Origin of the sequence: Shinella fusca (assembly GCF_014203155.1) — a bacterium.
Classification (GTDB): Bacteria; Pseudomonadota; Alphaproteobacteria; order Rhizobiales; family Rhizobiaceae; genus Shinella; species Shinella fusca.
In genome coordinates this window covers 441,061-467,238 of sequence record NZ_JACHIK010000002.1, presented here as the reverse complement: position 1 = coordinate 467,238, position 26,178 = coordinate 441,061, and the positions used below count along the sequence as shown (strand labels likewise).

General features: G+C 64.0%; 30 protein-coding genes and 2 pseudogenes. 14 read left to right on the top strand and 18 right to left on the bottom strand.

The window, feature by feature from the left end:
• Positions 1-67 precede the first annotated feature (67 nt).
• The 5 genes from HNQ66_RS04470 to HNQ66_RS04455 all read left to right on the top strand — a co-directional run bounded on the left by HNQ66_RS04470 (position 68) and on the right by HNQ66_RS04455 (position 3,279).
• A complete protein-coding gene (locus HNQ66_RS04470) occupies positions 68-1,003 on the top strand; it encodes a TonB-dependent siderophore receptor (RefSeq protein ID WP_246434178.1) in 936 nt (311 codons plus the stop codon).
• 77 nt (positions 1,004-1,080) lie between these two features.
• Positions 1,081-1,656 (top strand): DJ-1/PfpI family protein, encoded by a 576-nt coding sequence (locus HNQ66_RS23755; protein WP_343059429.1) that lies wholly within the window; start codon positions 1,081-1,083, stop codon positions 1,654-1,656.
• Positions 1,548-1,967 (top strand): DJ-1/PfpI family protein, encoded by a 420-nt coding sequence (locus HNQ66_RS23750; protein WP_343059428.1) that lies wholly within the window; start codon positions 1,548-1,550, stop codon positions 1,965-1,967. Before HNQ66_RS23755 ends, HNQ66_RS23750 begins: the two co-directional genes overlap by 109 nt.
• 297 nt (positions 1,968-2,264) lie before the next feature.
• A complete protein-coding gene (locus HNQ66_RS04460) occupies positions 2,265-2,711 on the top strand; it encodes a MerR family transcriptional regulator (RefSeq protein WP_184141282.1) in 447 nt (148 codons plus the stop codon).
• Complete coding sequence (locus HNQ66_RS04455) at positions 2,701-3,279, top strand: PIN domain-containing protein (RefSeq protein ID WP_184141280.1); 579 nt, start codon at positions 2,701-2,703, stop codon at positions 3,277-3,279. Before HNQ66_RS04460 ends, HNQ66_RS04455 begins: the two co-directional genes overlap by 11 nt.
• 41 nt (positions 3,280-3,320) lie before the next feature.
• Here HNQ66_RS04455 and scpB read toward each other — a convergent pair whose 3' ends face one another.
• The gene (gene scpB / locus HNQ66_RS04450; protein ID WP_184141278.1) at positions 3,321-4,004 is read right to left on the bottom strand and encodes an SMC-Scp complex subunit ScpB; all 684 of its coding nucleotides are present in this window, start codon (positions 4,002-4,004) and stop codon (positions 3,321-3,323) included.
• Between the two features lie 2 nt (positions 4,005-4,006).
• A complete protein-coding gene (locus tag HNQ66_RS04445; RefSeq protein WP_184141276.1) occupies positions 4,007-4,960 on the bottom strand; it encodes a DUF1403 family protein in 954 nt (317 codons plus the stop codon).
• 125 nt (positions 4,961-5,085) lie between these two features.
• Between HNQ66_RS04445 and HNQ66_RS04440 the strand changes: the two genes are divergently transcribed.
• From HNQ66_RS04440 to HNQ66_RS04430, 3 genes are all read left to right on the top strand, one after another.
• A complete protein-coding gene (locus HNQ66_RS04440) occupies positions 5,086-6,234 on the top strand; it encodes a tyrosine-type recombinase/integrase (RefSeq protein WP_184141274.1) in 1,149 nt (382 codons plus the stop codon).
• 90 nt (positions 6,235-6,324) lie between these two features.
• Positions 6,325-6,591, top strand: coding sequence for a type II toxin-antitoxin system prevent-host-death family antitoxin (locus HNQ66_RS04435; protein ID WP_184141272.1), 267 nt, complete (start codon positions 6,325-6,327; stop codon positions 6,589-6,591).
• Complete coding sequence (locus tag HNQ66_RS04430) at positions 6,588-7,010, top strand: PIN domain-containing protein (protein ID WP_184141270.1); 423 nt, start codon at positions 6,588-6,590, stop codon at positions 7,008-7,010. Before HNQ66_RS04435 ends, HNQ66_RS04430 begins: the two co-directional genes overlap by 4 nt.
• A 747-nt stretch (positions 7,011-7,757) precedes the next feature.
• Here HNQ66_RS04430 and HNQ66_RS23810 read toward each other — a convergent pair.
• Positions 7,758-7,969, bottom strand: a pseudogene (locus HNQ66_RS23810) (hypothetical protein).
• Between the two features lie 229 nt (positions 7,970-8,198).
• On the opposite strand from HNQ66_RS23810, the gene HNQ66_RS04425 reads away from it, so the two are divergent.
• Positions 8,199-8,405 carry a hypothetical protein gene (locus HNQ66_RS04425; protein ID WP_184141268.1) on the top strand — a complete coding sequence of 69 codons (207 nt, stop codon included), beginning with the start codon at positions 8,199-8,201 and terminating at the stop codon, positions 8,403-8,405.
• A 279-nt stretch (positions 8,406-8,684) separates the two neighbouring features.
• On the opposite strand, the gene HNQ66_RS04420 is transcribed toward HNQ66_RS04425, so the two are convergent.
• On the bottom strand, positions 8,685-8,828 hold the full coding sequence (locus HNQ66_RS04420) for a hypothetical protein (RefSeq protein WP_184141266.1): 144 nt from the start codon (positions 8,826-8,828) through the stop codon (positions 8,685-8,687).
• A 238-nt stretch (positions 8,829-9,066) separates the two neighbouring features.
• Between HNQ66_RS04420 and HNQ66_RS23805 the strand changes: the two are divergent.
• Positions 9,067-9,624: pseudogene (locus HNQ66_RS23805) on the top strand (transposase); the annotation flags it as partial.
• 152 nt (positions 9,625-9,776) lie between these two features.
• On the opposite strand, the gene HNQ66_RS04415 reads toward HNQ66_RS23805, so the two are convergent.
• The 10 genes from HNQ66_RS04415 to HNQ66_RS04370 form a co-directional block, all read right to left on the bottom strand.
• Positions 9,777-10,274 (bottom strand): DUF3597 domain-containing protein, encoded by a 498-nt coding sequence (locus HNQ66_RS04415; RefSeq protein ID WP_184141264.1) that lies wholly within the window; start codon positions 10,272-10,274, stop codon positions 9,777-9,779.
• Positions 10,275-10,397: 123 nt separating this feature from the next.
• Positions 10,398-11,474 carry a saccharopine dehydrogenase family protein gene (locus HNQ66_RS04410; protein ID WP_184141262.1) on the bottom strand — a complete coding sequence of 359 codons (1,077 nt, stop codon included), beginning with the start codon at positions 11,472-11,474 and terminating at the stop codon, positions 10,398-10,400.
• A 4-nt stretch (positions 11,475-11,478) separates the two neighbouring features.
• The gene (locus HNQ66_RS04405) at positions 11,479-12,246 is read right to left on the bottom strand and encodes an amino acid ABC transporter ATP-binding protein (RefSeq protein WP_210308667.1); all 768 of its coding nucleotides are present in this window, start codon (positions 12,244-12,246) and stop codon (positions 11,479-11,481) included.
• Between the two features lie 24 nt (positions 12,247-12,270).
• Positions 12,271-12,936 carry an amino acid ABC transporter permease gene (locus HNQ66_RS04400; RefSeq protein ID WP_184141260.1) on the bottom strand — a complete coding sequence of 222 codons (666 nt, stop codon included), beginning with the start codon at positions 12,934-12,936 and terminating at the stop codon, positions 12,271-12,273.
• Positions 12,937-13,117: 181 nt separating this feature from the next.
• Entirely contained in the window at positions 13,118-14,035 is a 918-nt protein-coding gene (gene dapA, locus HNQ66_RS04395) for a 4-hydroxy-tetrahydrodipicolinate synthase (RefSeq protein ID WP_184141258.1), read from the bottom strand.
• Between the two features lie 20 nt (positions 14,036-14,055).
• A complete protein-coding gene (locus HNQ66_RS04390; RefSeq protein ID WP_184141256.1) occupies positions 14,056-14,799 on the bottom strand; it encodes a 4-hydroxy-tetrahydrodipicolinate reductase in 744 nt (247 codons plus the stop codon).
• Between the two features lie 9 nt (positions 14,800-14,808).
• Positions 14,809-16,206 (bottom strand): aldehyde dehydrogenase family protein, encoded by a 1,398-nt coding sequence (locus HNQ66_RS04385; protein ID WP_184141254.1) that lies wholly within the window; start codon positions 16,204-16,206, stop codon positions 14,809-14,811.
• An 8-nt stretch (positions 16,207-16,214) separates the two neighbouring features.
• Positions 16,215-17,540: an FAD-dependent oxidoreductase gene (locus tag HNQ66_RS04380; RefSeq protein WP_184141252.1), complete on the bottom strand. Its 1,326-nt coding sequence runs from the start codon at positions 17,538-17,540 to the stop codon at positions 16,215-16,217.
• Complete coding sequence (locus tag HNQ66_RS04375; RefSeq protein WP_184141250.1) at positions 17,533-17,790, bottom strand: 2Fe-2S iron-sulfur cluster-binding protein; 258 nt, start codon at positions 17,788-17,790, stop codon at positions 17,533-17,535. Before HNQ66_RS04375 ends, HNQ66_RS04380 begins: the two co-directional genes overlap by 8 nt.
• Positions 17,787-18,956, bottom strand: coding sequence for an NAD(P)/FAD-dependent oxidoreductase (locus tag HNQ66_RS04370; RefSeq protein WP_184141248.1), 1,170 nt, complete (start codon positions 18,954-18,956; stop codon positions 17,787-17,789). The genes HNQ66_RS04375 and HNQ66_RS04370 overlap by 4 nt, the downstream gene beginning before the upstream one ends.
• A 152-nt stretch (positions 18,957-19,108) precedes the next feature.
• On the opposite strand from HNQ66_RS04370, the gene HNQ66_RS04365 reads away from it, so the two are divergent.
• From HNQ66_RS04365 to HNQ66_RS04350, 4 genes are all read left to right on the top strand, one after another.
• On the top strand, positions 19,109-20,038 hold the full coding sequence (locus tag HNQ66_RS04365; RefSeq protein WP_184141247.1) for a LysR family transcriptional regulator: 930 nt from the start codon (positions 19,109-19,111) through the stop codon (positions 20,036-20,038).
• Positions 20,039-20,196: 158 nt separating this feature from the next.
• Positions 20,197-21,021, top strand: coding sequence for a transporter substrate-binding domain-containing protein (locus HNQ66_RS04360; RefSeq protein ID WP_184141245.1), 825 nt, complete (start codon positions 20,197-20,199; stop codon positions 21,019-21,021).
• 40 nt (positions 21,022-21,061) lie between these two features.
• The gene (locus tag HNQ66_RS04355; protein WP_184141243.1) at positions 21,062-21,787 is read left to right on the top strand and encodes a hypothetical protein; all 726 of its coding nucleotides are present in this window, start codon (positions 21,062-21,064) and stop codon (positions 21,785-21,787) included.
• A gap of 41 nt (positions 21,788-21,828) precedes the next feature.
• Positions 21,829-22,551 (top strand): polysaccharide deacetylase family protein, encoded by a 723-nt coding sequence (locus HNQ66_RS04350; protein ID WP_184141241.1) that lies wholly within the window; start codon positions 21,829-21,831, stop codon positions 22,549-22,551.
• A 48-nt stretch (positions 22,552-22,599) separates the two neighbouring features.
• On the opposite strand, the gene HNQ66_RS04345 is transcribed toward HNQ66_RS04350, so the two are convergent.
• The 4 genes from HNQ66_RS04345 to HNQ66_RS04330 are packed head-to-tail and all read right to left on the bottom strand — an operon-like array spanning position 22,600 to position 26,165.
• The gene (locus HNQ66_RS04345) at positions 22,600-23,358 is read right to left on the bottom strand and encodes an iron ABC transporter ATP-binding protein (protein ID WP_184141239.1); all 759 of its coding nucleotides are present in this window, start codon (positions 23,356-23,358) and stop codon (positions 22,600-22,602) included.
• Positions 23,355-24,296, bottom strand: a complete 942-nt coding sequence (locus HNQ66_RS04340) for an iron chelate uptake ABC transporter family permease subunit (RefSeq protein WP_184141237.1) — start codon at positions 24,294-24,296, stop codon at positions 23,355-23,357. Before HNQ66_RS04340 ends, HNQ66_RS04345 begins: the two co-directional genes overlap by 4 nt.
• Positions 24,289-25,266, bottom strand: coding sequence for an ABC transporter permease (locus HNQ66_RS04335; RefSeq protein ID WP_184141235.1), 978 nt, complete (start codon positions 25,264-25,266; stop codon positions 24,289-24,291). The genes HNQ66_RS04340 and HNQ66_RS04335 overlap by 8 nt, the downstream gene beginning before the upstream one ends.
• Positions 25,263-26,165 (bottom strand): siderophore ABC transporter substrate-binding protein, encoded by a 903-nt coding sequence (locus HNQ66_RS04330; RefSeq protein ID WP_184141234.1) that lies wholly within the window; start codon positions 26,163-26,165, stop codon positions 25,263-25,265. The genes HNQ66_RS04335 and HNQ66_RS04330 overlap by 4 nt, the downstream gene beginning before the upstream one ends.
• Between the last annotated feature and the right edge of the window lie 13 nt (positions 26,166-26,178).

Here is a 26,178-nt window from a genome sequence, read left to right as displayed (position 1 = left end):
AGACGGTGCGGCCGTAACTTGTGCCATATCCCGACAACCAGACGACAGGCTCACCGAACAGGGCGTCATGAACATCGATACGCTTGGCAACTATTGCTATCTGCTGGGATATGGATGCACGCCAACGCTTGTCGACCTCAAAAATCCCGTCTTCCCGCCTTTCTTCATTCCGGTCGTCGGCGCTGGCGAGACGATGTCCATGTTCGACTGGAATAATACCTACATCACGAAGGGTATTTTCGCCCAGATACAGTCCACCCTCTACGATCGTGTGCATCTCCTGGCCGGGGAACGGCTGGGGTCACTCGACATCACCTACGAGGAACGTGCCTACGCGCCGTCGAAGACGTTCGTTACGAGCGAGACCCGGTTCCTGCCTCGCCTCGGCGCCGTCGTCGATATCACGGACGAATTCTCCGTCTACGCCGGCTATAGCGAGGGCATGCGGTGGGTTCCGTTCTCGCAGACGTTTGCGGAGCCAAAACCCGAACTTTCGCGCAGCCTGGAAGCCGGGGTCCGGTTTAATTTCAACGAAGAACTGACCGGAACGCTGGCTGTTTTCAATATCGACAGAACGAACGTTCCCTACCAGATTTCTCTGACAGAGGGCGGTCTCTCCGAACAGCGTTCGCGCGGCTTCGAGGCTGACCTGATCTACCAGCCGAATGAGCGTTGGAGCGTTCTGGCCAGCTATGGCTACACGAACGCGGAGTTTGCAAGCTCCACGCCATCGGCTGCAGACGGTAACCGCTTGCCGATGGTGCCGGAACATTCCGGGCGTCTATGGGTGAACTACACGTTCGACGAAGACAAGCTGCCGGGCTGGAGCGTCGGCGCAGGCATCTACGTCGCGTCCAACCAGTTCGTCGATTCAGCAAACAACTGGAAGACCGACGGATACTTCACCGCGGACGCCAAGCTCGGCTACGAGAATGAAAAAATCCGCGCGGCTTTGACGGTCAAAAACCTGACGGGCGAGAAGTACTACACTCCCTACACCTGATTTGGCGGTCAGGTTGCGCCGGGTACGCCTCGGTCGATCTACGGCCAGATCAGCTACAAATTCTAGGGAGATACGGGATGTCTGTTACTCGTCGTCAAGCAATGCTGGGGGCCGCGACAGCGGCCACCGCCGGGCCTGCTCTCCTGACCGGCGCGAATGCGCGCGCCAGTTCCAAACCAGTAGAGGCCGGACACGACATGTCATCGATGCCGCCAGATTGGGTCAGGCAGGATCAGGTTGCGCTTTTGATCTATCCGGCAATGACGGCACTCGACATGGTCGCGCCGCAATATGCCTTCGCGTCCCTCATGGGTGCAACGGTTCATCTCGTTGCCAAGACGCGCGATCCGATCGTCTCGGATACGGGGTTGACCATCCTGCCAACCTCGACATTTGACGAATGCCCGCGAGACCTCGATGTGATCTGCGTCCCCGGAGGATCGACAGGGACGCTTGCCGCGATGCAAGACGACGCGACACTCGGTTTTCTCGCCGATCGCGGAAGCAGAGCGAAGTTCGGACGTCGGTCTGCACCGGCTCACTCGTGCTGGGTGCTGCCGGGTTGCTACGGGGTTATAACGCCACATCGCATTGGGCGACGCGCGACCTTCTCGTGGAGTTCGGGGCCATACCAACCGACCAGCGCGTGGTGATCGACCGCAATCGGCTGACCGGCGGCGGTGTGACCGCCGGCATGGATCTTGGTCTGACCGTCGTCGCGAAGCTTCGTGACGACTTTTACGCACAGGGCGTCCAGCTTATGGCGGAGTATGCGCCGCAGCCGCCTTTCAACGCCGGAACGCCAGCCACGGCGCCGGAGGCCGTGTTCAAGATTATGGACGAGATGTTCATCGGCTTTCGAGCGCAGGCGACTGAAGTTGCGCGCCGTGTCGTTTCCCCAGTCAACCTTTGTCCACGAGCGCTAGATGAACCCCGTTTATGGGGACACTGCCTAGATGCCTAGCGCGTTGCGTCGAAGAACGGCCTATGTTTTGACACCCCAGCTGAACACCGTTCTTCCACTCCAAGCGGGCGGATCGGAAAGATTCGAGTGTGATTAGGCATGGTGTCTTTGGTGGTCTCCCCGCCAGAGGAGTGACCGTGGAGGGCGCGATCACATGAGTGCCGCAAGCCGCCCGGCCACAAACGTCAATGACGATCTTGTTGAATAACATCGCCGCCGGTGCAATCAACCCCGCGATGTTTCAGTTATTGCAGTTAAAGATCGTGTGCACTATATTGCGATCAAGGAGACATTATAATGGCCAGCCAGCTCGTTCATTTCGCCGGATTGTCGGATCGCGACCGCAAAGCAGCCACGCCGTTGCCGAAACTGGCCGCGGGCGACCGGCTGGAACTCCATGTTCGTCATGCAGGTGGGAAGGAGCAGACACTCTCGATACCGCCCTCGGCAGCCGCGGCAGTTGAAGCGCTTTTGGCGCATATGTTGCGTGGCGAGCGCGTCGCGGTGCTAGCTGAGGATCAGGAACTCAGCCCGACCGAAGCATCCGCCGTTCTTGGCATCTCCCGTCCTCTCGTCGTCTTGCGCATGGATCGGGGCGATCTGCCCTTCCGTTATGTGGGTAAGCATCGTCGCGCCCTCCTGAAAGACGTGCTCGCACTGAAATCCAAGCTCGACACTCGCCAGGCCGCGCTCGATGCGCTTGCCGACGACACAGAGGACCTCATTCAGACCCATGGCCTCTAAACCGCCCGTCGCAGTTTATGATGCCTGCGTCCTCTATCCGTTTCACCTACGCAACGTTCTGATCCAGTGCGCCTTCGACGGCCTCGTCGAAGCACGCTGGACAGACGACATTCATGACGAGTGGATTCGCAATCTCGCAGCCAACACGCCGGCATTATCCATTGAACGCCTTATAGCGACACGAGACAGGATGAAGGTGGTCTTGCCGGACGCGGACGTCACCGACTACCGCCACCTCATTCCGGAGCTCCGTCTGCCCGACCCTGACGATCGGCATGTCTTAGCCGCCGCCATCGCCGGCAAAGCCCCGTATATCATCACCTGGAACCTCAAGGACTTTCCGGCGAGGAATCTAGCCTCTCATGGCGTGGCAAGCCAATCTCCGGATGCTTTCCTCACCGACCTCCATGCGGCGTTTCCCGATGCGCTGATCTCCAGCGTCAAACGAGCCCGACACAATCTCCGAAAGACGATGCCCTCGGTCGACACCTTTATCGATGGACTTCAACAAAGCGGTCTGAAGACATTTCCGGCACTGCTTCGTCAGAACATCGACGGGCTGATCTGAACCGACAAGCGACTATGGGCTCCCGCGACGCTAATCACCATCTATTCTTCCTCGCCCTCCGCCGCCCCGACGGATTCCTCCTGCATGCCTTTCCGGCTGAGCAGCCCGGCATCCTCCAGCGCCTCGATGTCGGGCAGATCGCGCAGCGTCTGCATGCCGAAGGCTGAGAGGAACTGCTTCGTCGTGACATAGGTATAGGGCGCGCCCGGCGTCGGGCTGCGTGGGCCGGAGGCGAGGAAATTGGCGTTGCGCAGGCTGGCGATCGTGTCGCGGCTGACCTCCTTGCCGAAGATTTTCGACAGGTCGCCGCGGGTGATCGGCTGGAAATAGGCGATGGCCATCAGCACCATGGCCTCGAAATCGGAGAGCGCCGGCGCCCCTACCCGTGTCGGTGCTTGCGACGCCCGGATTGCGGATGCGTAAGCCGAACGGCTTCGGTGCTGCCATCCGCCGGCGACGAAGACGATCTCATAGGGCCGGTCACGGAGTTCTTCCTGCAGGTCGTCGATCAGGAGGTCGATGCTGCAGTCCCTGCCGACGACACGGGCCAACGCCTCCCGGCTGACCGGCTCTGCCGCGGCAAAAATCACCGCCTCGACGCGCAGCATCCATTCGCGCCAGCGCAGGTCCGGCGGCAGATCCGCCAGCTCCCGATCCAGAAGGACGTCGTCCTCCGATGTCGATCTGCGGTTTCGCCGCGTGCCGCTTGCGTCCGGTTCAACCATCGTCACAGCCCATAGATCCGGAACGAGGTGCGGCCGGACAGTTCCCGCACGGCGCCAAAGCCTTCCAGCCGGTCGAACAGCCGGGTCGCCGCCCAGCGCGAGAGGCCGCTGCCCGGGGCCGAAGCCGGCACGGCATCGTCCTCGAGCAGTTTCGCGATGACCGCGCCGGCGCCCCGGGTGCGGACCTTCGGCGCGGCGGCGACAAGCGCATCCGCCCGGCGGGCGATTTCCGATGCCGAACGCAACGCCGCGCCGGCTCCTTCGGTCAGGGAAAGGCAGACGGCTCGGGCAAAGGCCGGATCGCCCGGGCGCACGCGTCCCCTGCCCCCGAGCGTCTTGAAGGCCGGGCCGTAGCGCTCGGCCATCAGCAGCGGCACGGCAACATCCCATTTCAGCATTACGGCGATCAGCCCATCGGCCAGCATCCATGCCAGCGGCTCGGCATCCGGGCGCGCGGCACACATTGCCGACACGAGGTCCGCCGCGGCGAAGGGGGCCGGCCGCCCAGCCTGTAGCATCCTGTCGCCATGGTCGACGGCTTCGGCAAGCCGCTCATCCCAGGCGAGGTCCAGCAGATCGGCCAGTTCCATCACGCTTTTCGTCGAAAAGCCGGGTTTTCGCGCAGAAAACCTCTTGGTGGCCAAGAACACCCGGCCGGCCGGACCGGGATCGTCACCGGCCTCCGTCAGCAGCACGGCATCGCGCAACGCTGCCTCATCCTCGCTGCGGCCCGTCAGCCGGATCGCGGCGGCGGCGCATTTCAGCGCCTGTCGCGCGCGCCAGCAACCGGCCCAAATGGGTGCGGCGCGGACAAGATCGTCCAGCGATTTCAAGGCGATGCCCGCGGCAAAGGCGGCGTCGAGGTCTTTCGGTTCGCGGCCGCGCGGCAGCGCCCAGCCGGGAATGTGCGGCAAGGGCGATGCGGGGACCGGAACGGAGATGACGCGCGAATCCATGCCGGGAAGCCTACAGCAATCGTGCGGTTAATACCACAAATCATCCATAAAACCGCACAGCTTGTCGAACCTCGATAATGAACGATAATCTTGCATTATCGCTCGTTATGCCCTCTTATGAGGATATGACCTCTCTCGTCGAGCAGAACAGCGAAAAGCCCGCTCCGGAACACGCTACGCCGGCGGATAATACAGCGCTTGCGGTTAATGTTTCGCTTGCGCCGATGTCGGCCGCCCTCCCCTCCCCTTCTCCGGAAGGCCGTTCCGGCGCGACCGCGCATCTGCAGGATCTCACCGATCGCGCCCGCGCCTATGTCGAGGCCGCCGCCTCCGCCAATACCCGGCGCGCCTATGCTTCCGACTGGAAGCACTTTGCCGCCTGGTGCCGGCGGCAGAATCTTCCGCTTCTTCCTGCCGACCCGCAGGTGGTCGGCCTCTACATCACCGCCTGCGCCACCGGCAGCGCCGCAAGCACATCTGCAGGCGTCGGCAAGCCGATGAGCGTTTCGACCATCGAACGGCGGCTGTCGTCGCTTTGCTGGAACTATGCCCAGCGCGGCGGAGAAAAGCTCGACCGCAGGGACCGCGCCATCGCCACCGTCCTTGCCGGCATCCGCAACAGGCATGCCGCCCCGCCGCGGCAGAAGGAGGCGATCCTGCCGGAAGACCTGATCGCCATGCTGGAGACGCTCGACCGGGCAAGCTTGCGTGGCCTGCGCGACCGGGCCATGCTGCTGATCGGCTTTGCCGGTGGCCTGCGCCGCTCGGAAATCACCGGCCTCGACCTCGGGCGTGACCAGAGCGAGGATGGACGCGGCTGGGTCGAAATCTTCGATCGGGGCCTGCTCCTGACGCTGCGCGGCAAGACCGGCTGGCGCGAGGTGGAGATCGGCCGCGGCTCCCGCGAGGCCACCTGCCCCGTCGTTGCGCTCGAAACCTGGATCCGCTTTGCCAGGATCGCCAGGGGACCGCTCTTCCGCCGCGTGACCGGCAAAGGCAAGGACGTCGGCCCCGACCGGCTCAACGACCAGGAGGTGGCCCGCCTCGTCAGGAAGACGGCGCTGGCCGCCGGTGTGCGCGGCGATCTTCCCGAGGCCGGGCGCGGGCGGAAATTCGCCGGCCATTCGCTGCGCGCAGGCCTTGCCTCCTCGGCCGAAGTCGACGAACGCCACGTCCAGAAGCAGCTCGGGCACGCCTCCGCCGAAATGACCCGCCGCTACCAGCGCCGCCGCGACAGGTTCCGCGTCAACCTCACCAAGGCTGCCGGGCTCTGAGTTCCCCTCCCCCGTCGTCAAGCTACTTGTCGCTCATCCAGCATTGGATTATATAGTCATCATAGTCACGCTAGTCATCAGGCATCCACTATGCAACCATCACCACACGACGAAAAAATCTGGACCGTCGCCAACGCAAAAGCAAAACTTTCCGAGGTCATCGACCGTGCGCAATCCGCACCGCAGACAATTACCCGAAACGGCAAGCCAAGCGTCGTTGTCGTTTCTGTCGAAGAATGGCAACGGAAGACCGTACGCAGGGGCACGCTTGTTGAGTTTCTGATGGACTCGCCCCTACGAAGCGCCGATCTAGACCTTGAGCGTCAGCGCGACGAACCACGTGATTTGTCGCTGTGAGAATTCTACTCGATACCAATGTTCTGTCAGAGATAACAAAGCCGCGCCCTGAAGACCACGTTCTCGAATGGTTGGGCCGACTCGATGAGGACCGCTCCTTTCTAAGTGTCATTTCGCTGGCGGAAATTCGCCGGGGCGTTGCCCTTATGGACAACGGGCGAAAACGCGATGCACTAACCGAGTGGCTTGCCTGCGATCTGCCACAACGTTTCGAGCATCGTGTCATTCCAGTGGAAGAACGTGTTGCCTTAGCTTGGGGCGATTTGATGGGGCATGCAAAGCGAAGGGGCCGAGGCATGTCATCGATGGATGGCTTGATCGCAGCCACCGCGATTGCACACGACCTCACGCTCGCAACGCGCAACATCAAGGATTTTGAGGGCTTTGGCATCGAACTGATCAACCCATGGAGCAGGTGAGACGGCTTCCAATTGCAGTTGATATGTAAACAATGTCGCAAAAGGATAGACCAGCTTGCTCTCCTATAACTTGCTGAAAAATCACGCCGGCATTCCTCTGCAGGACAGAAATCAGAAAGGACTTGATTGTTGAGGGCTCTCTGCTTGCGCAATACTAGCGTGACGTGGACAACGCGCATCTCTGCCATCCCAGTCAAGGCACCGGATGAGACAGCCAGATATGAAGGGTCGTGTTCATCGCATCTCGACCATTTGTTCGCTCAAGTCGCAGTCGATGGCGTCTTGTGCGTGAACTCTTCAGAAGAGCCTCTCTGGTTGCAGAGCAGAAGTTCGAGCGCGCGCTGTTTCACCCACCGTTTCAGGAGGACGGCACCTATACGCCGTATGGCAATATCACGCCACAACCGTTTTCCTTCGCGTCGTTCGTCGCATCGGCGCACGGTTAAGGGTCCGAAAATGCTGACGCAAGCTAAGCTTGCCATTCTCCCGGCTCATGTCGCCGAGGAGAAGCGATTGAGCTCGGAGATTGGCCTATTTCATTCAAGCACGGAGCGGCCCGCCTGGTCGATTGCCGCCCGGCATCTCGCCTGCGGCCAGAAGGCCCTGTCAAAATGATTGTTGAAGCAATCAAGATGGAGCGTGACCGCTGCGTGGCTTTGCTCCAGGCTGCCGGCGGGGCGAATGCGCAAATCCCTGCCTATCTAAGCGACCCGGATATAGACTGGTAGCCGCTCCTCCTTGTGGGTGTCATACTACTGACCGTCGTCCGCAAATGCTTCTAAGCGGCGACAATTGCGTATGAACGTCAGCAAGCGCCTTGAGCCCGGTTCATCCAGGATCGGCTCAGCTCCAGCCTCCATGGCCTCAATCCACGAGCGTTCGCATTGCAGAGCCGAGGCGAGATTAATCGGCGTCCAACACATCAGGATAAGACATTCAACGAAGCGAGCGGGAGACATCCTGCACCAGGGCATCACAATGCCGGAGACTGTTGGGATGGAAATCAGCCGTGATCGTGGTTTAAGGTCAAGCGATACGACAGTCGTCTGCTGATCGCTATGGTACCAATCGCCAAAGACCGCTAGGGAACGGCAAGAGCCGATTGAGACAAGCGCATACGCAAAACTCGATGCGCTCGCCAAAATCTTATCGCACGGTATCCAAGAAACTGTAATCGAGGTCACCAGCATGGAAACTGTTACGATCAAAAATCGCAGCGATCTTGCGCAATGGGCAATTGAGCGGGCGAGAGCGATCGTTGCGGAGGAGGGCGGCAACCTTTGCCTGGCGGCGCGCGATCAAGGTGACGAGCAGATCGCTGCCGCGGCCAATGCGCTCGGCCAGGCAATCGTGGACGCCCTGCTGGAAGTCTTCGACGGCCTGACGCAGGAGTAAAGCCGTAACTGGCGCTCCTTGCTATCCCGGTCATTATCACGCTTGGCGCTCCTGTTCGGCTTGCCGAAGGATCAGCCGGCGCTGTTCATCTTGGATATTTTTCGCCGGGCCAGTCTGCTCACGGGCAACGCGTCGCGGCCGGCGGCAGTCGTCTGCTGCTGGGCCGCGATGGCAGGATCGATACCGGTGGGCGCCGGCCGATCCAGGGCCAGTTGTCATCGGAGTAAGCCGACGCCTTCGTGCCCTCTCCTTATCGGCTTGCATGGCCGATGGCGTCTGCTACATCTGAATGTCACGGCGCTGCTCCTCAAACAGCGCAGAGATTTGCTTGCGCATTTCCACGACCGTCTGGCTTTCAGCGCTGCGGTCGACCATCAGCTTGATGGCGATCCATCGACTTGTCGGCACGCACAACGCGCTCATAGAACTGCTTCAGCGATAGATGGCATTATCGCTCACAATATAAGAAATGCCCCGTATTATCGGCTAGCGAATTCGACGCCCCGGACGGCTCCGCGTCACCGCACACCACGCCGCCGGCCGACGCCGGCTCCACCGCCCTCGCGGCGGCCCGCGCCTTCCCTCCCCTGCCGGCCCACCTTCTGGAGATCACGGAGCGCCCGAACGCCTATGTCGAAGCGCCGCCTGGCGTTAGCGCTCCAAGCTCTGGAGGTATCTGCCGGAACATTCTGCACGACGCTGGCGGCGGCATGCCAGGCGCCGGCACGGCCGCACTTCATTCCGGATCTCAACATCCTACGCCGCCCGGACACTCGCCGATCACAAGCAATTCGGCCACTGGGAGTGCGACCTCTTTCAGTTTCGCCAAAAGTTCAGCAGGGCGAATTTGACCTCGCCGGTCGAACCGGTCAGCCGCTTCACCTTTCTCCTGCGCAACAACGATCACCAATCGCGGCGATCATGGAGCGGCTCATCGGCGTGATGCAGGTCCTGCCCTATAGCACACGCCATTGACCTTCCACATGGAACAGCGTTCAACTCCTCCTTGACGCCGGTATTGGCTCTGCAGCCTCGTTCTACGATCCGCAATCACCCTGGCAAGAGGGCACCGGCGGGAATACGAACGGACGACCAGGAAATGGCTTTCGAGAGATGTGAACCCGCTTTCCATCACTGGGTACGACCTGAACAAGATTTGCGATCGGCGCGCCCGTGCAAGTGCCTCGAATACAAAACGCCAGCCGAAGCGTTTCGCTAAAAGCAATTCGCGCAGAGGCGGTCGCGCGGATAGGCTCACAGAGCCAGCAAGTTGCGCCTCGGCATGAACTCACGACCTACACAGCCCAGGAATTGGCGACAGGCTCCTCCACCTATGCCGAAAGTGATCGTCGTGGAGGAGCCTTGCTTGTTTCAGTCGAGCAATTCAGGCGGCACCTTGCCGCCGTTGTCGGCGAGCGCCTTCATGAGCGCCTTGTGAAGCCACACGTTCATTGTGGCAGAATCGTTCTTGTCGCCCGTGAAGCCCAGTTCGTCGGCAAGCTCCTTGCGGGCAGACAAGCTCGAATCCAGATCCAGCGCCTTCATCATATCGACGATCGATCGGCGCCAATCGAGCTTCTGGCCACTCTTCTTGACCGCAGCATCCATGATAGCGGCGACATCGACGGCTTCGGCTCGCACCGATGCTGCGGGTTCGGCATTGGCACCTGCGAGCGCGGCGGTAACTTCGTTGCTAAGGCTGGGTTCGGCAGCCTCCGGCGTCTGGGCGGGACCTGCCTTACTGCCCGTCGTGGACGTCGCCGTGACACCGGCGGCTACGGATTGACCGGCATCGGCAGTCACGGTGTGGTTCGGATTCTCCTTTGAATTTCCAAAGAGTTTCTCCTTAATTCGGCTGAAAATACCCATGGACAGCTCCTGTGTTTGACACTTCTACATTAGAGCGGGCCTGTGGGGTTTCAACATCCCGTAACGGTTGGACGTTTCCCCGTCGCGGCGACGATGTCGGAAGGGCACTCCACCGCTACTGCCTCAATCGCATTTCAAGGAGCACAAGAACCGTTCGGAGAACAATCGGCCCGTCTCGATCCGCTGATGCGGTACGAGCCCCGCATCGGCTATCTCTCCGCGTGCAAACAGCAGCAGCAATGTTGCGGCATAGCCGGCGGCGACGGTTGTCAGGGCGTTGAAGGGGGCGATTTTCGGGTTCGGGACGAAACGATGGGAGATCGTGCGCTCCGCCATCTGGCTGTTGCGCTCGCCGCGGGCCGTTACCACCAGCAGCAGAAGGTCGTCCTGAATGACGGGCAGACCGTTGAGAAGGAGGCTCCTGAGCATATCGCGCCGGCCGCGCAGGCCGAGGTCGTCGAGCAGGAACCGCATGTATTCCAGGTGCCCCGGATACCTTAGCGTCTTGAAGACGACGTTTCGCGGGGCGGCGGCGGTCAGGGCTTCGAGGTCCTCCAGTCCGCCGGCCGTGGTGAAGCATTCGTAGCCCACACCGTCCATGACGATGCGCTCGTAGGCCTCCAGGGGCTCGATCATCACCTGCCGGCCGTCGCGTATGGCGGCGCACGGGCGCGTGTATTCGTCGATCAGGCCGTCGACATTCCAGATCTGGCCATAACCCAGCCGGTTCGTCGGAAAGCGCGGGATCGAGCCGACCCGTATCGTCAGATCGGTAATCGGCGAGAATTCGTGCACCAGTCCGCACGCGACATTGTCGATGATGCCGGGCGAGACGCCGCAGCCGCTGAACACCGCCCGCTCGCGCGAAAGTTCGCGCAGGCGCGATTGCGCATGGGCCTTGGCCGGGGAAAAATCGAGGAAATGCGTTCCGGCCGCGCCGGCAGCCGCGGCCACCTGATCGAGCGCGGCTTCGGGAACGGCCGCGACCGTCACATCCGCCTTCGCCAGCATCGCCGGCAGGTCCTCGCGGTGGCGCAGCAGATGGGCGCGGATCGGCAATTGCCTTTGATCGAACCTGTCGAGGGCATCCTCGGACGGGTCGATCACGTCGACGGTAAACTCATCCTGGCCCGCAAGCAGGGCGGCAAGAGCAGTCCCCAGCCTGCCGGCGCCGACAATCGAAATGCGCAGCCTCGCCATCGCCTTATCCGTGGAACCGGGCGACAAAACCCTGCAGACGCGGGTTTTGCGGATTGAGGATCACCTGGTCGGGAGATCCCTCCTCGGCAATCACCCCCTGATCGAGGAACAGCACCCGGTTTGCGACATCTGCAGCGAATGCCATTTCATGGGTCACGATGGCCATCGTCATGCCGTCTTCCGCGAGCTTGCGGATAACGGCAAGCACCTCTCCCACCAGTTCCGGATCGAGCGCACTCGTCACCTCGTCGAGCAGCAGGGCTTCCGGCTGCATCGCAAGCGCACGGGCGATGGCCACACGCTGCTTCTGGCCGCCGGAAAGGTGATTGGGATAGGCGGCATGCTTTTCCGACAACCCCACCTGCCCCAGGAGATGCATCGCGCGTTCCTCGGCTTCCTTCCTCGGCGTCTTGCAGACGGTGATCGGCCCTTCCGTCACATTCTGCAGGACCGTCTTGTGGGGAAAGAGATTGAAGTGCTGGAACACCATGCCGACATGGCGGCGCAGCGTGCCGATGCCGATCTGCTCCCCCTTGTCGCGAAATCCGGGATGCACCTCTTTCTGGCGAAAGCGCAAGGTGCCGCCGGTCGGCATCTCGAGCATGTTCAGGCAGCGGATGAACGTCGACTTGCCGGAACCGGAAGGGCCTATCAAGGCCACGACTTCGCCGCGATCGAGGCTGAGGTCGAGCCCTTTGAGCACCTCATGGGCGCCGTAGCTCTTGCGCAGGCCGACGGTTTCGAGAATCGGTGCATTCGTGTGGATGGCCATGGTCGCGTTTCCTCTTTTCCGCCTTCAGTCGCTTACCCGGAGCCGACGCTCGATCCAGTCTGCGGCCTGGGTGAGCGGCAGGAGCATGGCGATGTAGAGACCGGCCATCACGGTGTAGGATTCGAGCGGGCGATAGGTCTGCCCGTTTACGACCGCCGCCATGTAGGCGAGGTCGGCGACCGAGATGACCGAGACCAGCGAGGTGTTCTTGAACTGGATGACGGACTGGTTGATGAATGAAGGCAGCATGCGCTTCAGGGCCTGCGGCAGGACGATCCTCGTCATCGATTGCCACGGGCTCATGCCGATTGCCGCCGCCGCTTCCCGCTGGCCGCGATCGATGGAGACGATACCGCCGCGGAAGATTTCCGCATAGAAGGCTCCGACATAGAGCGAGAGCGTCAGCATCCCCGCCACGCGGTTGTCGATCGACCCGCCGACCAGCAAGGGAAAGGCGTAGTAGAACCAGAGCAGTTGCACCAGAAGCGGGGTGCAGCGGAATACCTCCTGATACACGCGGGCGATGATATTCAGGACCGTCCAGCCCGAAAGCCGAGCCGCGCAGGTCAGGAAGCCGATGAGAATGCCCGCGACGATCGAGCCGACCGTGTAGACGATGCTGATCCAAAGCCCCCAGAGGAACAGATCCCAGAAAGGCCAGATGGATTGGAAATCCCAGTGGTAGGTCATTCGGCCTCCCCGGAATGAAAGAACGGTCCGACGGCAATCGTGGCATTCGCGCCTATGCTGTTCATGTCGCTCATCATGTTCCCCTGTTTTCTCCGGCCTGCCCAAGATAAAGGCATGAACCGGTTTTCTCTCAGTGTGTTATGCGGGCCGGCACCGGGCAATGCAAAGCTCGTTGCCGGCCTTAGCGCATTTCTTGGAAGGTGCTTGCCGCCGAGCCGAAACGGTTGAGGATCGCAGCGAGCCTTTCGCGATTGGCGTCGGAAACGGGCACCAGCGGAAGGCGCATTTCCGGCCCCGCGAGATTGGAAAGCGCCAGCGCCGCTTTCACCGGACCGGGATTGGACTCGATGAACATGCCTTCGGTCAGTTCGGCGATCATCTCGTGCAGCAGCAAGGCGCGCGCGGTATCGCCCGCACGGAACGCATCGACGAGCTGGACCATTTCGCACGGGGCGATATTGGCAACCACGCTGGTCACGCCCGCGGCGCCGACGGAAAGGAAGGGGAGCGTCAGACCGTCATCGCCGGAATGGACGATCAGGCTGTCGCCGCAGGCCTGGCGTAGCTGCGTCACGCGCGCGGAGGAACCGCCCGCCTCCTTGATGGCGACGATGTTGGAATGACGCTGCATCAGCGTTGCGCAGGTTTCCGGCGCGATCTCGACGCCGCAGCGGCCGGGCACGGAATAGAGCATGATCGGCAGGGCGGTCGCGCCGGCCGCCGCGCTGTAGTGGGCGATCAGGCCGGCCTGTGTGGGCTTGTTGTAGTAGGGCGTGACCAGCAGCAGCGCATCCGCCCCTGCCCGCTCGGCGGCCCTCACCTTTTCGAGGGTCTTTCGTGTATCGTTGGCGCCGGCGCCGGCCATGACCAGGACACGCCCGGCCGAAAGCCGGACCGTCCTGGCAATCAGCGCATCCGCCTCCTCGTCGGAGAGGGTTGCGGCCTCGCCGGTCGTGCCCACCGGCACGAGCCCCGCAACGCCGGCGGCGATCTGGCGTTCGACCAGCCTGTCGAACGCGGCGTAGTCCACGGCGCCGTCCTTGAAAGGCGTGACGAGTGCGGTGAAGACACCCTGGAAGCGTGCGGCAATATCTGTCATCGAGCTATCCTTTCCATGTTTCAATCGGTGAGGCAGTCGGAAAGACTGTAGAGACCTGCGCCCGGGGCCTGCGACACCAGCCATTGGGCGGCGGCAAGCGCCCCTTCGGCATAGGCTGCCAGCGTATGGACGCGGTATGTGAAGGAGACCTGCGCCGAACCCATCTCGAAGCGCACCTCATTGATGCCGACGGTGCCGCCTTCACGATGGACGGCGATGGCGGGCTCGGGCGCCGCGAACCCCATGGCGCGGGTGCGCGCTTCATAGAGCTGGCGGGCGAGAAGCCGGGACGTTCCCGAGGGCTCGGCCTTCTTGCGAAGATGATAGGTCTCCGCGACGGAGGGCTCGCCGGCGGGCATCCGCCGGGCAAATTCCAGCGCCGCCAGCCGGAAGGCTTCGAAGCCGTGCGCGAAATTCGCGCTGACGAGCATCGGCCGGTGGCGGGCGAACCCGGCTATCCGCCGTTCCTCCTCCGGCGAAAACCCCGTGGTGCCGATGATCACGGGAATGGGCTTTGTGCCGATCTCCTCCTGCAATGCCAGGGTTGCCGCGGGTGTCGAGAAATCGATCATCACATCGCAGTGGCTGTTCATGGCGGCTTGCGGCGCGCGGTATTCTATGCCGCCGCCGTTCACCGGCAACCCGACCAGCCGTGACGACGGCGAAACCAGCGCTGCCGCCAGTTCCAGCCCCGGATTGGCAAGAACGAGTTCCACGAGCCGGGTTCCAACGCGCCCCGATGCGCCGACGATGCCGATACGCATGGCAGCCTCTCAATCGATCACGACTTTGGGTTCGGACATTTCGCGAAGCGCGATGCGAACCCCCTCGCGCCCGAGGCCGGAGCGCTTGACGCCGCCGAAGGGCACATGCTCGGCACGGAAATCCGGTCCCTCGTTGATCATCACCCCGCCGACGACGAGATCGCGCGAGAACATCCTGATGAGGGCATGATCATTGGTGAAGACACCGGCCTGCAGGCCATAGGAGCCCGCGTTGACCTCGGCGATCGCCTCCCCTGCATCGGCAAAGGTGCGGATGGCGATGACCGGGCCGAACGTCTCCTCGGCGATCACCGGCGCGTCCAGGCAAACGCCGCTTATCACGGTCGGCGCGAAGACCGTGCCGTTGCGGGTGCCGCCGTGCAGCAACCGCGCCCCGCCACCAACCGTCGCCCTCACCCGCTCCTCGACGACGCGGGCGGCCGCTTCGTCGATCACCGTTCCCATATCCGTATCGTCGCTTGACGGATCGCCGAATTCGACGGCATCCACCGCGGCCAGCAGCTTTTCGGTAAAGACCCGCTCGATATCCCGGTGCAGGTAGAGCTTCTTGACGGCGGCGCAGCTCTGGCCGGCGATCTCGAAGCGATGGCCGATCGCCGTCGCGACCGCGCGGTCGAGATCGGCGTCCGGCAATACGAACAACGGATCGTTTCCACCGAGTTCCATCAGGCAACGCACCAGACCGCCGGCATTCTTGAGCGCCAGGCCGGCAGCCGGGCCGCCGGTGAAGGACAGGAGATCGATCGGCGAGCGCGCAAGCGAAAGGGCGACGTCCGCACCGCCATGGACGATCTGGAACAGCGCCGGCGGCCAACCGGCCTTCAGCGCCAGTTCCCTCAGCCGGGCGGCCGCGAGCGGCGCCTTGGGCGAAGGTTTCGCCACGACCGCGTTGCCGGCGGCAATGGCAGGCCCGAGTTTGTGGCAAAGCAGGTTCAGTGGATAGTTGAACGGCGTGACGGCGCCGACGACGCCGACGGGCTCGTAGGTGATCGTCGCCAGGCGGTCGGCCCCGCCCTCGACAATGGCGCAATGCAGCGCCTCGCCATCGAGGAACGTCCCGGCATCACCGGAAAGCCGGAGGGTGTTCTGGGCACGGCGAACCTCGTTGCGCGCTTCGCGGATCGTCTTGCCCATCTCGCGGGAGATGATGCGCGCCATGGTCTCCGCATCCCCGGCGATCGCATCGGCAAGCGCGTTGAGCATCGCGCGGCGGACGGCCGGGGTCGAGCGGCGGAACTCCCATTGCGCGGCCTTGGCCCTGAGCACGGCGTCGGCGACATCGGCCGCTGTGCTTTCGGCAACCTCGCCGACCACGGCGCCGTCGAAGGGGTTGTGGACGATGACGGTCTGCACGGAGGAAACGGCAGCGGTTTGAATCCTGGGCATGGAAGGCCTCATTCCTGTTTGCTTGTGTCGTCGGAGGCGCACACCAGCGCGCCGATGGGGACCGGGCGGATCGGCCAGCGGCGCCCCGTGAGATCGACGGCCGAGGGGGCCGGCGCGTCCTGCCGCAGCTCCGCCATCAACCGGGCCGTGTTTTCGGCGCAGAAGCGGCCCTGGCAGGCCCCCATCGCAAAGCGCCCGTTATGCTTGACCTCTCGCCCCGAAAGCGGATCCTCTTTCCCGCACAGGGCCTTCAAATCGCCCACGGTGCGGTTCTCGCAGCGGCACAGCACGGTGTCGTCCGTCAGGCCGGAAAGAAGCGGACGGGCGGAAACAGGCGCGAAAAGCTCTGAAAGCAGGCCTTGCGCGTTGCGCTCGCGCCGCAACGCGGCAGTAGTGCCGACCTCTTCCCTTTGCTGCAGAAGCCGGATGACCGAAAGGGCGGCCCGCCGGCCATCCGCCTCCGCTGCCACGGCCCCCAGGGCCTCGCGGCAGTCGCCGGCCGTCACGACGACAGGGGAAGTCCCCGGCGGCGTCGAAAGACCGAAATCGTTGGGACGGATGCCATCGTGCAATCCGATGCGGTCGACCGCGACGCGGCGCTCCGTGCCGGTATAATCGTGCAACGTAGCAACCAGGCCGTCCGCCCCCGCCTCGATCCCGGCCACGGTCGTCGCCCGCAGCCAGGGAATGCCGCGAAGCCAGACATCCTTCAGATAGAACAGGGCCTCGGCGAGAAGAGTCGGATAGGCCAGCAACCCGCCCCCCGTTAGCGGGTGGCGGAACGGATCGCCCGCCTCCACCACCGCGACCGGAGCATTGCCGAGCCGGGCCATCTGCGCGGCGACGGCAATGAGCAAGGGGCCGCTCCCGGCCAGCAGGATTCGCCCCTCGGGCGCCCGGCCCGTTTCCTTCATCATGATCTGCAGGCCGCCCACCGTCGAAACGCCGGCCTTGTTCCAGCCCGGCCGCGGCAGCACCTTCTCTATCGCACCGACGGCAATGATGACGGCCTTTGCCGCGACCGGCTCGACATGGCCGGTTCCGCGGTTCTCCACGATGGCGAGGCCGTCACCGTCGATGCCGAGAAAAACCGAGCCGTGCCGGACGGTAATGCCGCAGCCGGCGAAATCATGCACCAGACGCCGCCAGCGGGCCCTGACGGCGGGCGGCTGATACGTCGCCGGCGCGCCCAAGACGGCCTGCCGATAGATCGCTCCGCCGATCGTTTCGCGCTGCTCGACAACCGTAACGGCCAATCCGGCGCGGGACGCCTCGATCGCTGCGGCAAGTCCGGCGGGTCCGGCACCGATAACCAGCACTTGCGCTTCAATCATGGTCTCGCCGCTCCACGCAAGCCACGGACAGGCCGGCCACGGCCCGGGTCAGGCAGGCTTCCCGAATGGCGCCGTTCACGCGCACCAGGCAATTCTGGCACGCGCCGATGCCGCAAAAATAACGCGCCTCGCTGCCGACACTGTCATCGCCAAGGTGCAATATGCCGGCCCCCGTCAGCGCAGCAGCAATGGTCTCGCCTTCACGAAACGGAATTGCCGAGCCGTTCCAGTCGAAGAAACGCCCCGTCATGCCACCACCCCGTGATCCGCGAACCGGGAGGGGGCGAACGGCCGGAGATCGATCGCCGGCTCTGCGCCGCAGGCGAGGCTTGCAAGGGCCCGACCGACAACCGGCCCCAGGCAGATGCCGTCGCCCTCGAAACCCGTGGCGACGAAGGCATTCTCGTATCCGGGAATCCGGCCGACGAGCGGCAAGCCATCGACGACCGCCGTGCGGAGCCCGGCGAAGCTGCGCAGCAGACGCACGCTCGCAAGCTTCGGCACAAGCGCGACCGCATGGCGAAGAATGCGGCCGACCGCATCCAGATCGTTGGTCTGACGGCTCCCGTGATCTTCTCGCGTGCCGCCGATCAGGAACTGGCCCGTGCGCAGCGGATCGATTACCAGGCCGAGTCCGCGCGGAACCGTTACCCCACCCTTCTGGCTCCCCTTCGACAAAAGGTAGCGGCCCGACATGATGGAGCCCGGCATCGATGCGTTGAGCGCCGGCGCCCGCTCCGTGACGAGCAACTGCCCCTTGCGCGGCGTCAGGACGTTTTCGAGCCGAAGCAGCTCGGCCGACCCGTTGCCCGCCGCCACGATGACGATATCGGCGCGGATCTCGCCGTCCTGCGTCACGACGCCGGCAGCGCATCGGCCGTCGCCCGTCAGGATGGATCGCACGGGGCTGGCGCGGCGGACCGTAACGCCTGCCGCCGTCAGGAACCGGTGGACGATCTGGTAGCCGATCGCATGGCCCTCATCGTGCACCTCCACGACCAGCCTTGCCTGCGTGGAAAGGGCGGAAAAACGTTGGCGAACATCGGCAGCGGCCAGCAACTCGACACGAACGCCTGCGCCGGCGAGCGCCGCCGCATGGGCATGAAGCACCTCGCACTCCTCGTTCGAGGCCGCCACGATGAAGGTGGAGCGGCTTTTGAAAATGTCGGAAAAGAGGCCTGTGGCGGCCAGCTCCCGGTAGAGCGCCACGCCGGAGAGAGCTGCCGTCATCATCGGCCCGGGCCGTTTGCTGGCGACCGAGACGGCACCGTCGGCAGCGCCCGTCGCTTCGGCGGCCGGGGCAACGGCGTCGAGGAGCGTGACTTTTACCCCGTGCTGCGTCAGGAAATAGGCGGTCGCCGCTCCGACGATACCGGAGCCGACGATGACGGCTGTGGCGGGTGTTGAGACTGGCATTCTGCTGACCGGCAAGGTTTAAGTTCGTACGCCGATATTGCCGGCAGGCAGCGCGCAGCGTCGATACAAGAGAACGGCCTTGCCAGTTCATGAAATTTGTATCGGCGGGAAAGACGCAAGCCCGTAGAGGGTGCAGGAAAAGGGAAAACGTCATGGCCGAGATCAGCCTCACGCTCATCCAGACCTTCTATCAGGTTGCCCGCCACGGTTCGTTTTCAGGCGCAGCGCGCGAACTCAACCTGAGCTATCAATCCGCCGCCAATCACGTCCGGCGGCTGGAGCAGATCCTCAAAGGAAAATTGATCGACAGCGAACAGGGCGCCAAGCGCATCTCGCTGACACCGCGCGGCCGGGCGCTCTACAGCCTTCTCCATCCCGAGCTCGACATCATGCTGGAACGGCTGACCAAGCTGATAGAAAGCCAGCGCTCGTCGCTGCGGGTCGGCATGCCGCAGGCAATCTTCTTCTACCTCTTTCCCCGGGTGCTCTCCCGCTTCCGGGAAATATTCCCGGAAATGGAATTCGCCGTTTCGGAGCGCGATACGGTGCTTGCCGAGCTCGTCAAGAACGGTAGCCTGGATATCTGCATCTCCGAGCGCTACTTCGGCGACCCCGTGGTGCCGCAGCGGCTTCTGGGCAGCTATAGGCTGAGCCTCGTCTACCCGCGCGGCTGGGGTGCCCCGCCCGAGCAGCGGGACATTCCCACCTGGGCCGACGGCAAGCCGTTCATCACCTACGAGCCCGGGCAGACGCTGCGCAACCTCTCGGTGGACTTCCTCAACCGCGACGACCGTATCATCCAGCCGGCGATCTCGACCTCCGGCAGTTCGAGCGTAAAGCGCTGCGTCGAGGAGGGGCTCGGCTTCTCCATCATCCCCTCCTGGTGCGTCAGCCCGGAGGACGAGACGATCACGGCGGTCAAGCTCACGAGCCTGCCGGAAGTCCGCGTCTATTTCGGCAGCGCGGGATTTCTCCAGAAACATCCGACGGTGCAGCAACTGTTCGAGGACTGTCGCCGCGAGCTCGTCGGGCCGATCCTCGACCCGCCGCGCGCCGGCGACTACGCGAACGGCCCCCTGTGACGAGACATATAAAAAACGCGATAAGTTCTTCCCGCTCTCTAGCATTGTGCCCATCGGACGACGGAATAGGCTGAATGCGGCCGACAGAGCCGCCTCCGGTAGGAGAGCGGTCAGGCACCGAAGAAGACAATTCCGGGGAACAATGGAGATCACCAGCAATGAACTTGATTGCAAAGATATGCGGCGTTGCGACAGTCGCACTGTCGATGTTCACGGCCGCCGCCTCGGCGGGCACCATCGACGACATCCGGGCGCGCGGCGTGCTGCGCATTCCGGCCATCCTCAATGAAGTGCCCTACTTCAACAAGGATCCGCGGACCGGCGAATGGGAAGGCTTCGTCATCGACATGGCGAACGACGTCGCCAAGAGCCTCGACGTGAAGCTCGAAGTCGTCGAATCGAGCTGGGCGAATGCCATTCTCGATGTGCAGAGCGGCAAGGTCGACATGGCCTTCGCCGTGACGGCAACGCCCGTGCGCGCCATGTCCGTCTCCTTTTCCGATCCGACCTACTACAACAGCTTCGTGCTGGTTTCGGCCAAGGACGAGCTGAACGACAAGAGCTGGAGCGAGCTCAACGATCCGAAATACACCTTCGCCGTCGACATGGGCTCGGCGCAGGACCTGATAACCCAGCAGTTCCTGACGCAGGCCAAGGTGCTGCGTTTCAAGACCCGCGACGAGGCCATCATCGCCGTCACCACCGGCAAGGCCGACGCATTGGTGAACACCATGCTGAACGGTCTGGTCATTTCGAAGAAGGCGCCGGCGATCGGCAACGTGAAGGTGCCGACGCCGGTCCTTTCGACGCCTTCGGTGATTGCGGTCAACTACGGTGCCGACGAGACCTTCAAGAGCTTCGTCTCGGCCTGGGCCGAATACAACCGCCGCATCGGGAACAACCAGACCTGGATCCTGAAGAGCCTGGAGCCGTCCGGCATCTCGCTCACCGACATGCCCCCCGGCTTCGGCTTCGGCGGCTGACACAGACGCGAAAATTTCCGCTGGAGCGGTTCACGGCGCGATGGTTTCCATCGCGCCGTTTTGCTATGGAGTCGGCACGCCTGCCCTGGTGCGGATAGCATTCGGTGCGGCCATTGCCCGCGGCGGGCCGAAAAGGTTTTCAAGCAGTTCCATGACGGCATCTCCCGGCTTTCTCGCGATCGTTGCAACCGCGCTGGCAGTCCAGCAGCCTGCCGATCTTCCGAACCTGATGCCGTTCGGCGTCGCACAATCTGCCCGCCCTTCGGAGCTGAGATGCGAACCGCTTGCGGTAAATCCGCCGGATTCGACGGGGCAGTATGTGTGCCCGGCGGTTCCCCGGCCTGATCCCGACTACCAGGAATATATCCTCGCCTTCGTCCAGGATGTCGGCATCTGCAATCTGGTCGCCATCACGCCCTATACCGAGGACGACGACCAGGGCACGTTCACACGCGGGATGTTTGCCGGGATCACGGCCAAAATGACTAGGGAACTTGGCGAGCCGGACGAGAAAGTCGACGTGGCGCATGCGCCCGCCGCCGGCAGCGACCGCCTGTTCAAGCGCACCATCATGGACGAGGAGCGTCAGGTCTTCAATCAATGGAACGATCTGCGGGGGCGCTTTCAGAACCTGCAGTCCGCCAGCGTTGCCCTGGTCGGCGACGAGGAGTATGGGCTTGCCGTCTATAGCGCCTATCGCTTCGTCGGAAACGACGATTGCATGCGCCGGATGGAACAGACCACGGGTCTATCGCCCGACCGATAGAACGGGCCATTGCCTGCATCGGGAAAGTATAAGGGATCGCCATGCGCCGCCGGGAATTCATCGCCGCCTGCTGCTACGCCATCTGTGCCGGAACGGCGCGCGGCTCCAATCTGGTCGAACCGCACATGCACTTCACCCCGGCGCATGGCATATCGCAGGTGGCGGTAACGCTGGATGCCTGCATGGGCGAGACCGACATGCGGATCCTCGGTCCGCTGATCGAGAACAGGATCCCGGTCACCATCTTCGCGACCAAGCGCTGGCTCGACCGCAATCCGGCGACGATCAAGCTGCTGAAGGAGCATCCGGACCTTTTCGTCGTCGAGAACCACGGCGCGAAGCATCTGTCCGCGGTCATCGGCACCGGCCGTCCCTATGGCCTGGTACCGGCCGGCACGGCCGCCGCGGTGGCGCAGGAGGTGCGCGGCGGCGCCGAAGCGATCACCCGCGCGTTCGGCACGACCCCGGCATGGTATCGCGACGCGACCGCGCTCTACAGCCCCGATGCCATGGCGGTGATCGGTTCGATGGGCTTCCGGATCGCAGGCTTCTCGCTCAACGGCGATTTCGGCGCCAGCGCATCCGCCCGCATGGCGCACAAGCGCATCGCCGGGGCGAAAAGCGGTGACGTCATCATCTCCCATATCAACCAGCCGCATCGCGCCGCCGGCGCCGGCGTGATCTCGGGCATCCTCGCGCTCAAGGCCCGGGGCTTCGGCTTCGTCCATCTCGACGAGGTCGCGGCGATGATGGCGACCAGCTAGGCCCGGCAGGGCGCAAACGGGAGCCGGCAGCGCCCTCCCCCTTCGCGCCTAGAGCTGGTGCAGCACGAACGGCTTTCCGCCGATCGTCTCCACGGGTGCGCGCAGGCCGAAGACGACTTCCAGCATGTCGGGGGTGAGAATGTCGCAAGGGGCGCCGTCGGCAAGGATCCGCCCGCCCTTCATGGCGACGATCCGGTCGGCATGAGCACTCGCCTGGTTGATGTCGTGCAGGACGATCACGACGGTCTTGCCGTTCTCGTCGGCGGCAGCGCGCAGCGCGCGCATCAGTTCACGGGCATAGTACATGTCGAGATTGTTCAGCGGCTCGTCGAGCAGCAGGTAATCCGTGCCCTGCGCGAACGCCATGGCGACGAGCGCGCGCTGGCGCTGGCCGCCCGACAGCGTCTCGATGAAGCGGCCTGCAAGATCGGCAAGGTCGAAGCGGGCGAGCGCGGCGTCGACGATGGCATGGTCCGCTGCCGAAAGGCGACCTCGGCCATGCGGGAAGCGGCCGAAGCTGACGAGTTCGCGCACGGTGAGGCGGCTTGCCACCGTCGTGTCCTGCCGCAGGATCGCGACCACCCTCGCAAGCTGCCGGCCGGGCGTGGCGTCCACCGGAAGGCCATCGATTTGGATGTTGCCCATCTGAAGCGGCTGCAGGCGCGCGACGAGCGAGAGGAGCGTCGATTTCCCCGCGCCGTTCGGCCCGACCAGCGCCACGACGCCGCCCTTGTCGATCGTCAGCGTGATATCGCTGAGGATCGGCACCGTGCGGTGACGGAAGGAGACGTTTTCGATCCGGATCATGAGCGACTCCCGAGGACCAGCAGCAGAAGGAAGACGAGGCCGCCGAAGAATTCGATGACGACGCCGAGCGCGGTCGCGCTGCCGAAGCCGTGCTGGAACAGCGTCTGCCCGCCGACGAGGACGGTGATGCCGGTCAGTGCGGCGGCCGGCAGAAGCCGGGCGTGACGGCGGGTCACCACCAGACGCTCGGCGAGAGCCGCCACCAGCAGGCCGAAGAAGGCGACCGGCCCGACAAGCGCGGTGGAGACGGCGACGAGCGCTGAGACGAGGAGCAGCAGGCCGGTGACGGACGCTGCCCAGTTCACGCCGAGGCCGGTCGCCGCTTCCGGCCCGAGCGAAACGACGTCGAGCACATGCCGCGCCCGCCAGGCGAGCACCGCGGCAAGGACCGTGACGACGGCGGCGAAGGCAAGGAGATCGGTGCGCACAGCGTTGAAATTGGCGAAGCTCGCCGTCTGCGCCACGGCGAAGTCGTTGGGATCGATGAGGCGGGCGAGCAGGGAATAAAGGCTGCGGAAGAGGACGCCGAAGACGACGCCGGCGAGCAGCATCAGCCCCATGTCGAGCCGGCGCTTCAGCATGGGCAGGAGCAGCCCCGAGGCGAGTACCATCAGGACCATCACCTCCACGGCGAATTTCACCTGCGGGTCGAGGCTCACATAGCCGACGCCGCCGAGCAGGAAGACCATCAGCATCTGGCCGAAGAGATAGAGCGCATCGAGCCCCATGACCGAGGGGGTGAGAATGCGGTTTCCGGTGACGGTCTGGAAGATGACCGTCGAGATGGCGATGGCGACGCCCACCTGCATCAGCGCGGCAAGCTTGAGAAGGCGCAGCTCCAGCACGAAGGCGATGTTGCCCTTGAGCCCGATGAGCAGGAACGCCAAGGCCGAAAGCAGCGCGGCGGCGGCAAGGGCGAGAAGGCGGCGGTCAGCCATGGCCGCCCCGCCGGAAGAGCAGCCAGAGGAAGATCGCCCCGCCCGCAACGCCCATCACCGTGCCGACCGGTATTTCATAAGGGTAGCGGATGAGGCGGCCGGCGATATCGCAGGCAAGCACCAGCCCGGCCCCGCCCGCCGCGACCCAGCCGAGCGTGCCGCGCACATTGTCGCCCATCAGCCGCGAGACGATGTTCGGCACGGCGAGCCCGACGAAGGGGATCATGCCAACGACCACGACCGAGAGCGCAGTGATGACGGAGACGATGACGAGGCCGATCTGCATCATGCGCGCATAGTCGATACCGAGCCCGATGCTCGCCTCGCGGCCGAGCGCCATGATGGTCAGCCGGTCCGCGACGAGGAAGGCGGCGGCGACCATCAGCGCGGCGATCCACAGGAGCTCGTAGCGCCCGCGAAGCACGCCGGAAAAGTCGCCGTTGGTCCAGACCGAGAGGAACTGCAGGAGATCGGCCTGCCAGGCGGCATAGGTCGCCGCCGCGCCGATGACGCCGCCGTAGACGATGCCGAAGAGCGGTACGAGATAGGGCTGGGCGGGCGGCAGGCGCTGGGCCGTCGCAAGGAACACCGATGTGCCGGCAAGCGCCGCGCCGGCGGCGAGGAGCGTCTTCACGGGCAGGCTCGCGGCGGGAAAGAAGAGCGTGACGAGAAGGATGCCGAGTTCCGCGCTCTGCGCCGTGCCGGCCGTCGCCGGCTCGACGAAGCGGTTGCGCGAGAGCGTCTGCATGATGAGGCCGGCAATCGCCAGCCCCGCGCCGCTGAGGACGGCGGCGAGCGTGCGCGGCAGACGGCTGACGAGGAGGAGCTGCAGGGCGTCGGGATCGGACAGGACCCTGCCGGGCGGCAGCGGGCTGACGCCGACGGCAAGGCTCACGGCGAAGAGCGCCGCGAGGCCGAGGCCCGCGGCCGCCTTCGCCCGCCAGGATGAGGTGGAAAGAGCAGCGGTCATTTCGCGGCGGCGAAGGCCTCCGTGATCGCCGAAAGCACGCGCTCCAGCGACTGCACGCCGCCGGCCGAGATGTAGAAATCCGGCGCCGGCAGGTAGACGACCTGCCCCTTCTTCCAGGCCGTGGTCTCGGCGACCAGCTCGTTGTCGAGCGTGACCTTCGCAGCCTGCTCGTTGGAGCCGACGGCGGCGGCGCGGTCGAGCACCAGCAGCCAGTCGGGATTGGCCTGGCGGATGAACTCGAAGGAGACCGCCTCGCCGTGGGTCGCCGTTTCGATATCGGCGATGGCCGGCGCAAGGCCGAGCGCCGCATGCACCCAGCCGAAGCGCGAGCCGGGGCCGTAGGTGGAAACCTTCGGCCCGTTGGTCATGACGATGAGCGCATTGCCCTTGCCGGCGACCGCCGCCTTCGCTGCGGCGAGCTTCGCGTCGAGATCGGCGGCGATGGCGTCCGCCTCGGCTTGCTTGCCGAAGAGGGCGCCGTAGGAGGCGAGCCGCTGCCTGGCCTGGGCAAAGAGGTCGTCGCCGTCGATGGTCATGTCGATGGTCTGCGCGACCTGCGCGACGGTCTCTGCCCTTGCGGCAGAGCGGGCGCCGACGATGACGAGGTCGGGCGCAAGCGCGCTCAGGGCCTCGAGGTCCGGCTCGAACAGCGTGCCGATTTCCGTCGCGCCTTCCTTCAGCGGCTCCAGTTCCGGCACGTAGAGCTTGTCGGGCACGCCGGCCGGGCGGATGCCGAGGCGGGAGAGCGTATCGATCGCGGCGACGTCATAGACGGCGACGGTCTTCGGCATCGCCTCGACCGCAACGGTGCCGCGCGCCGTTACGACATCCACGGCGCCGGCGGGAAGAGCGAAGAGAAGGGCGGCGGCAAGCGCCGCGAGCGGGCGGAAATCTTTCATGGTTTTACCTTCG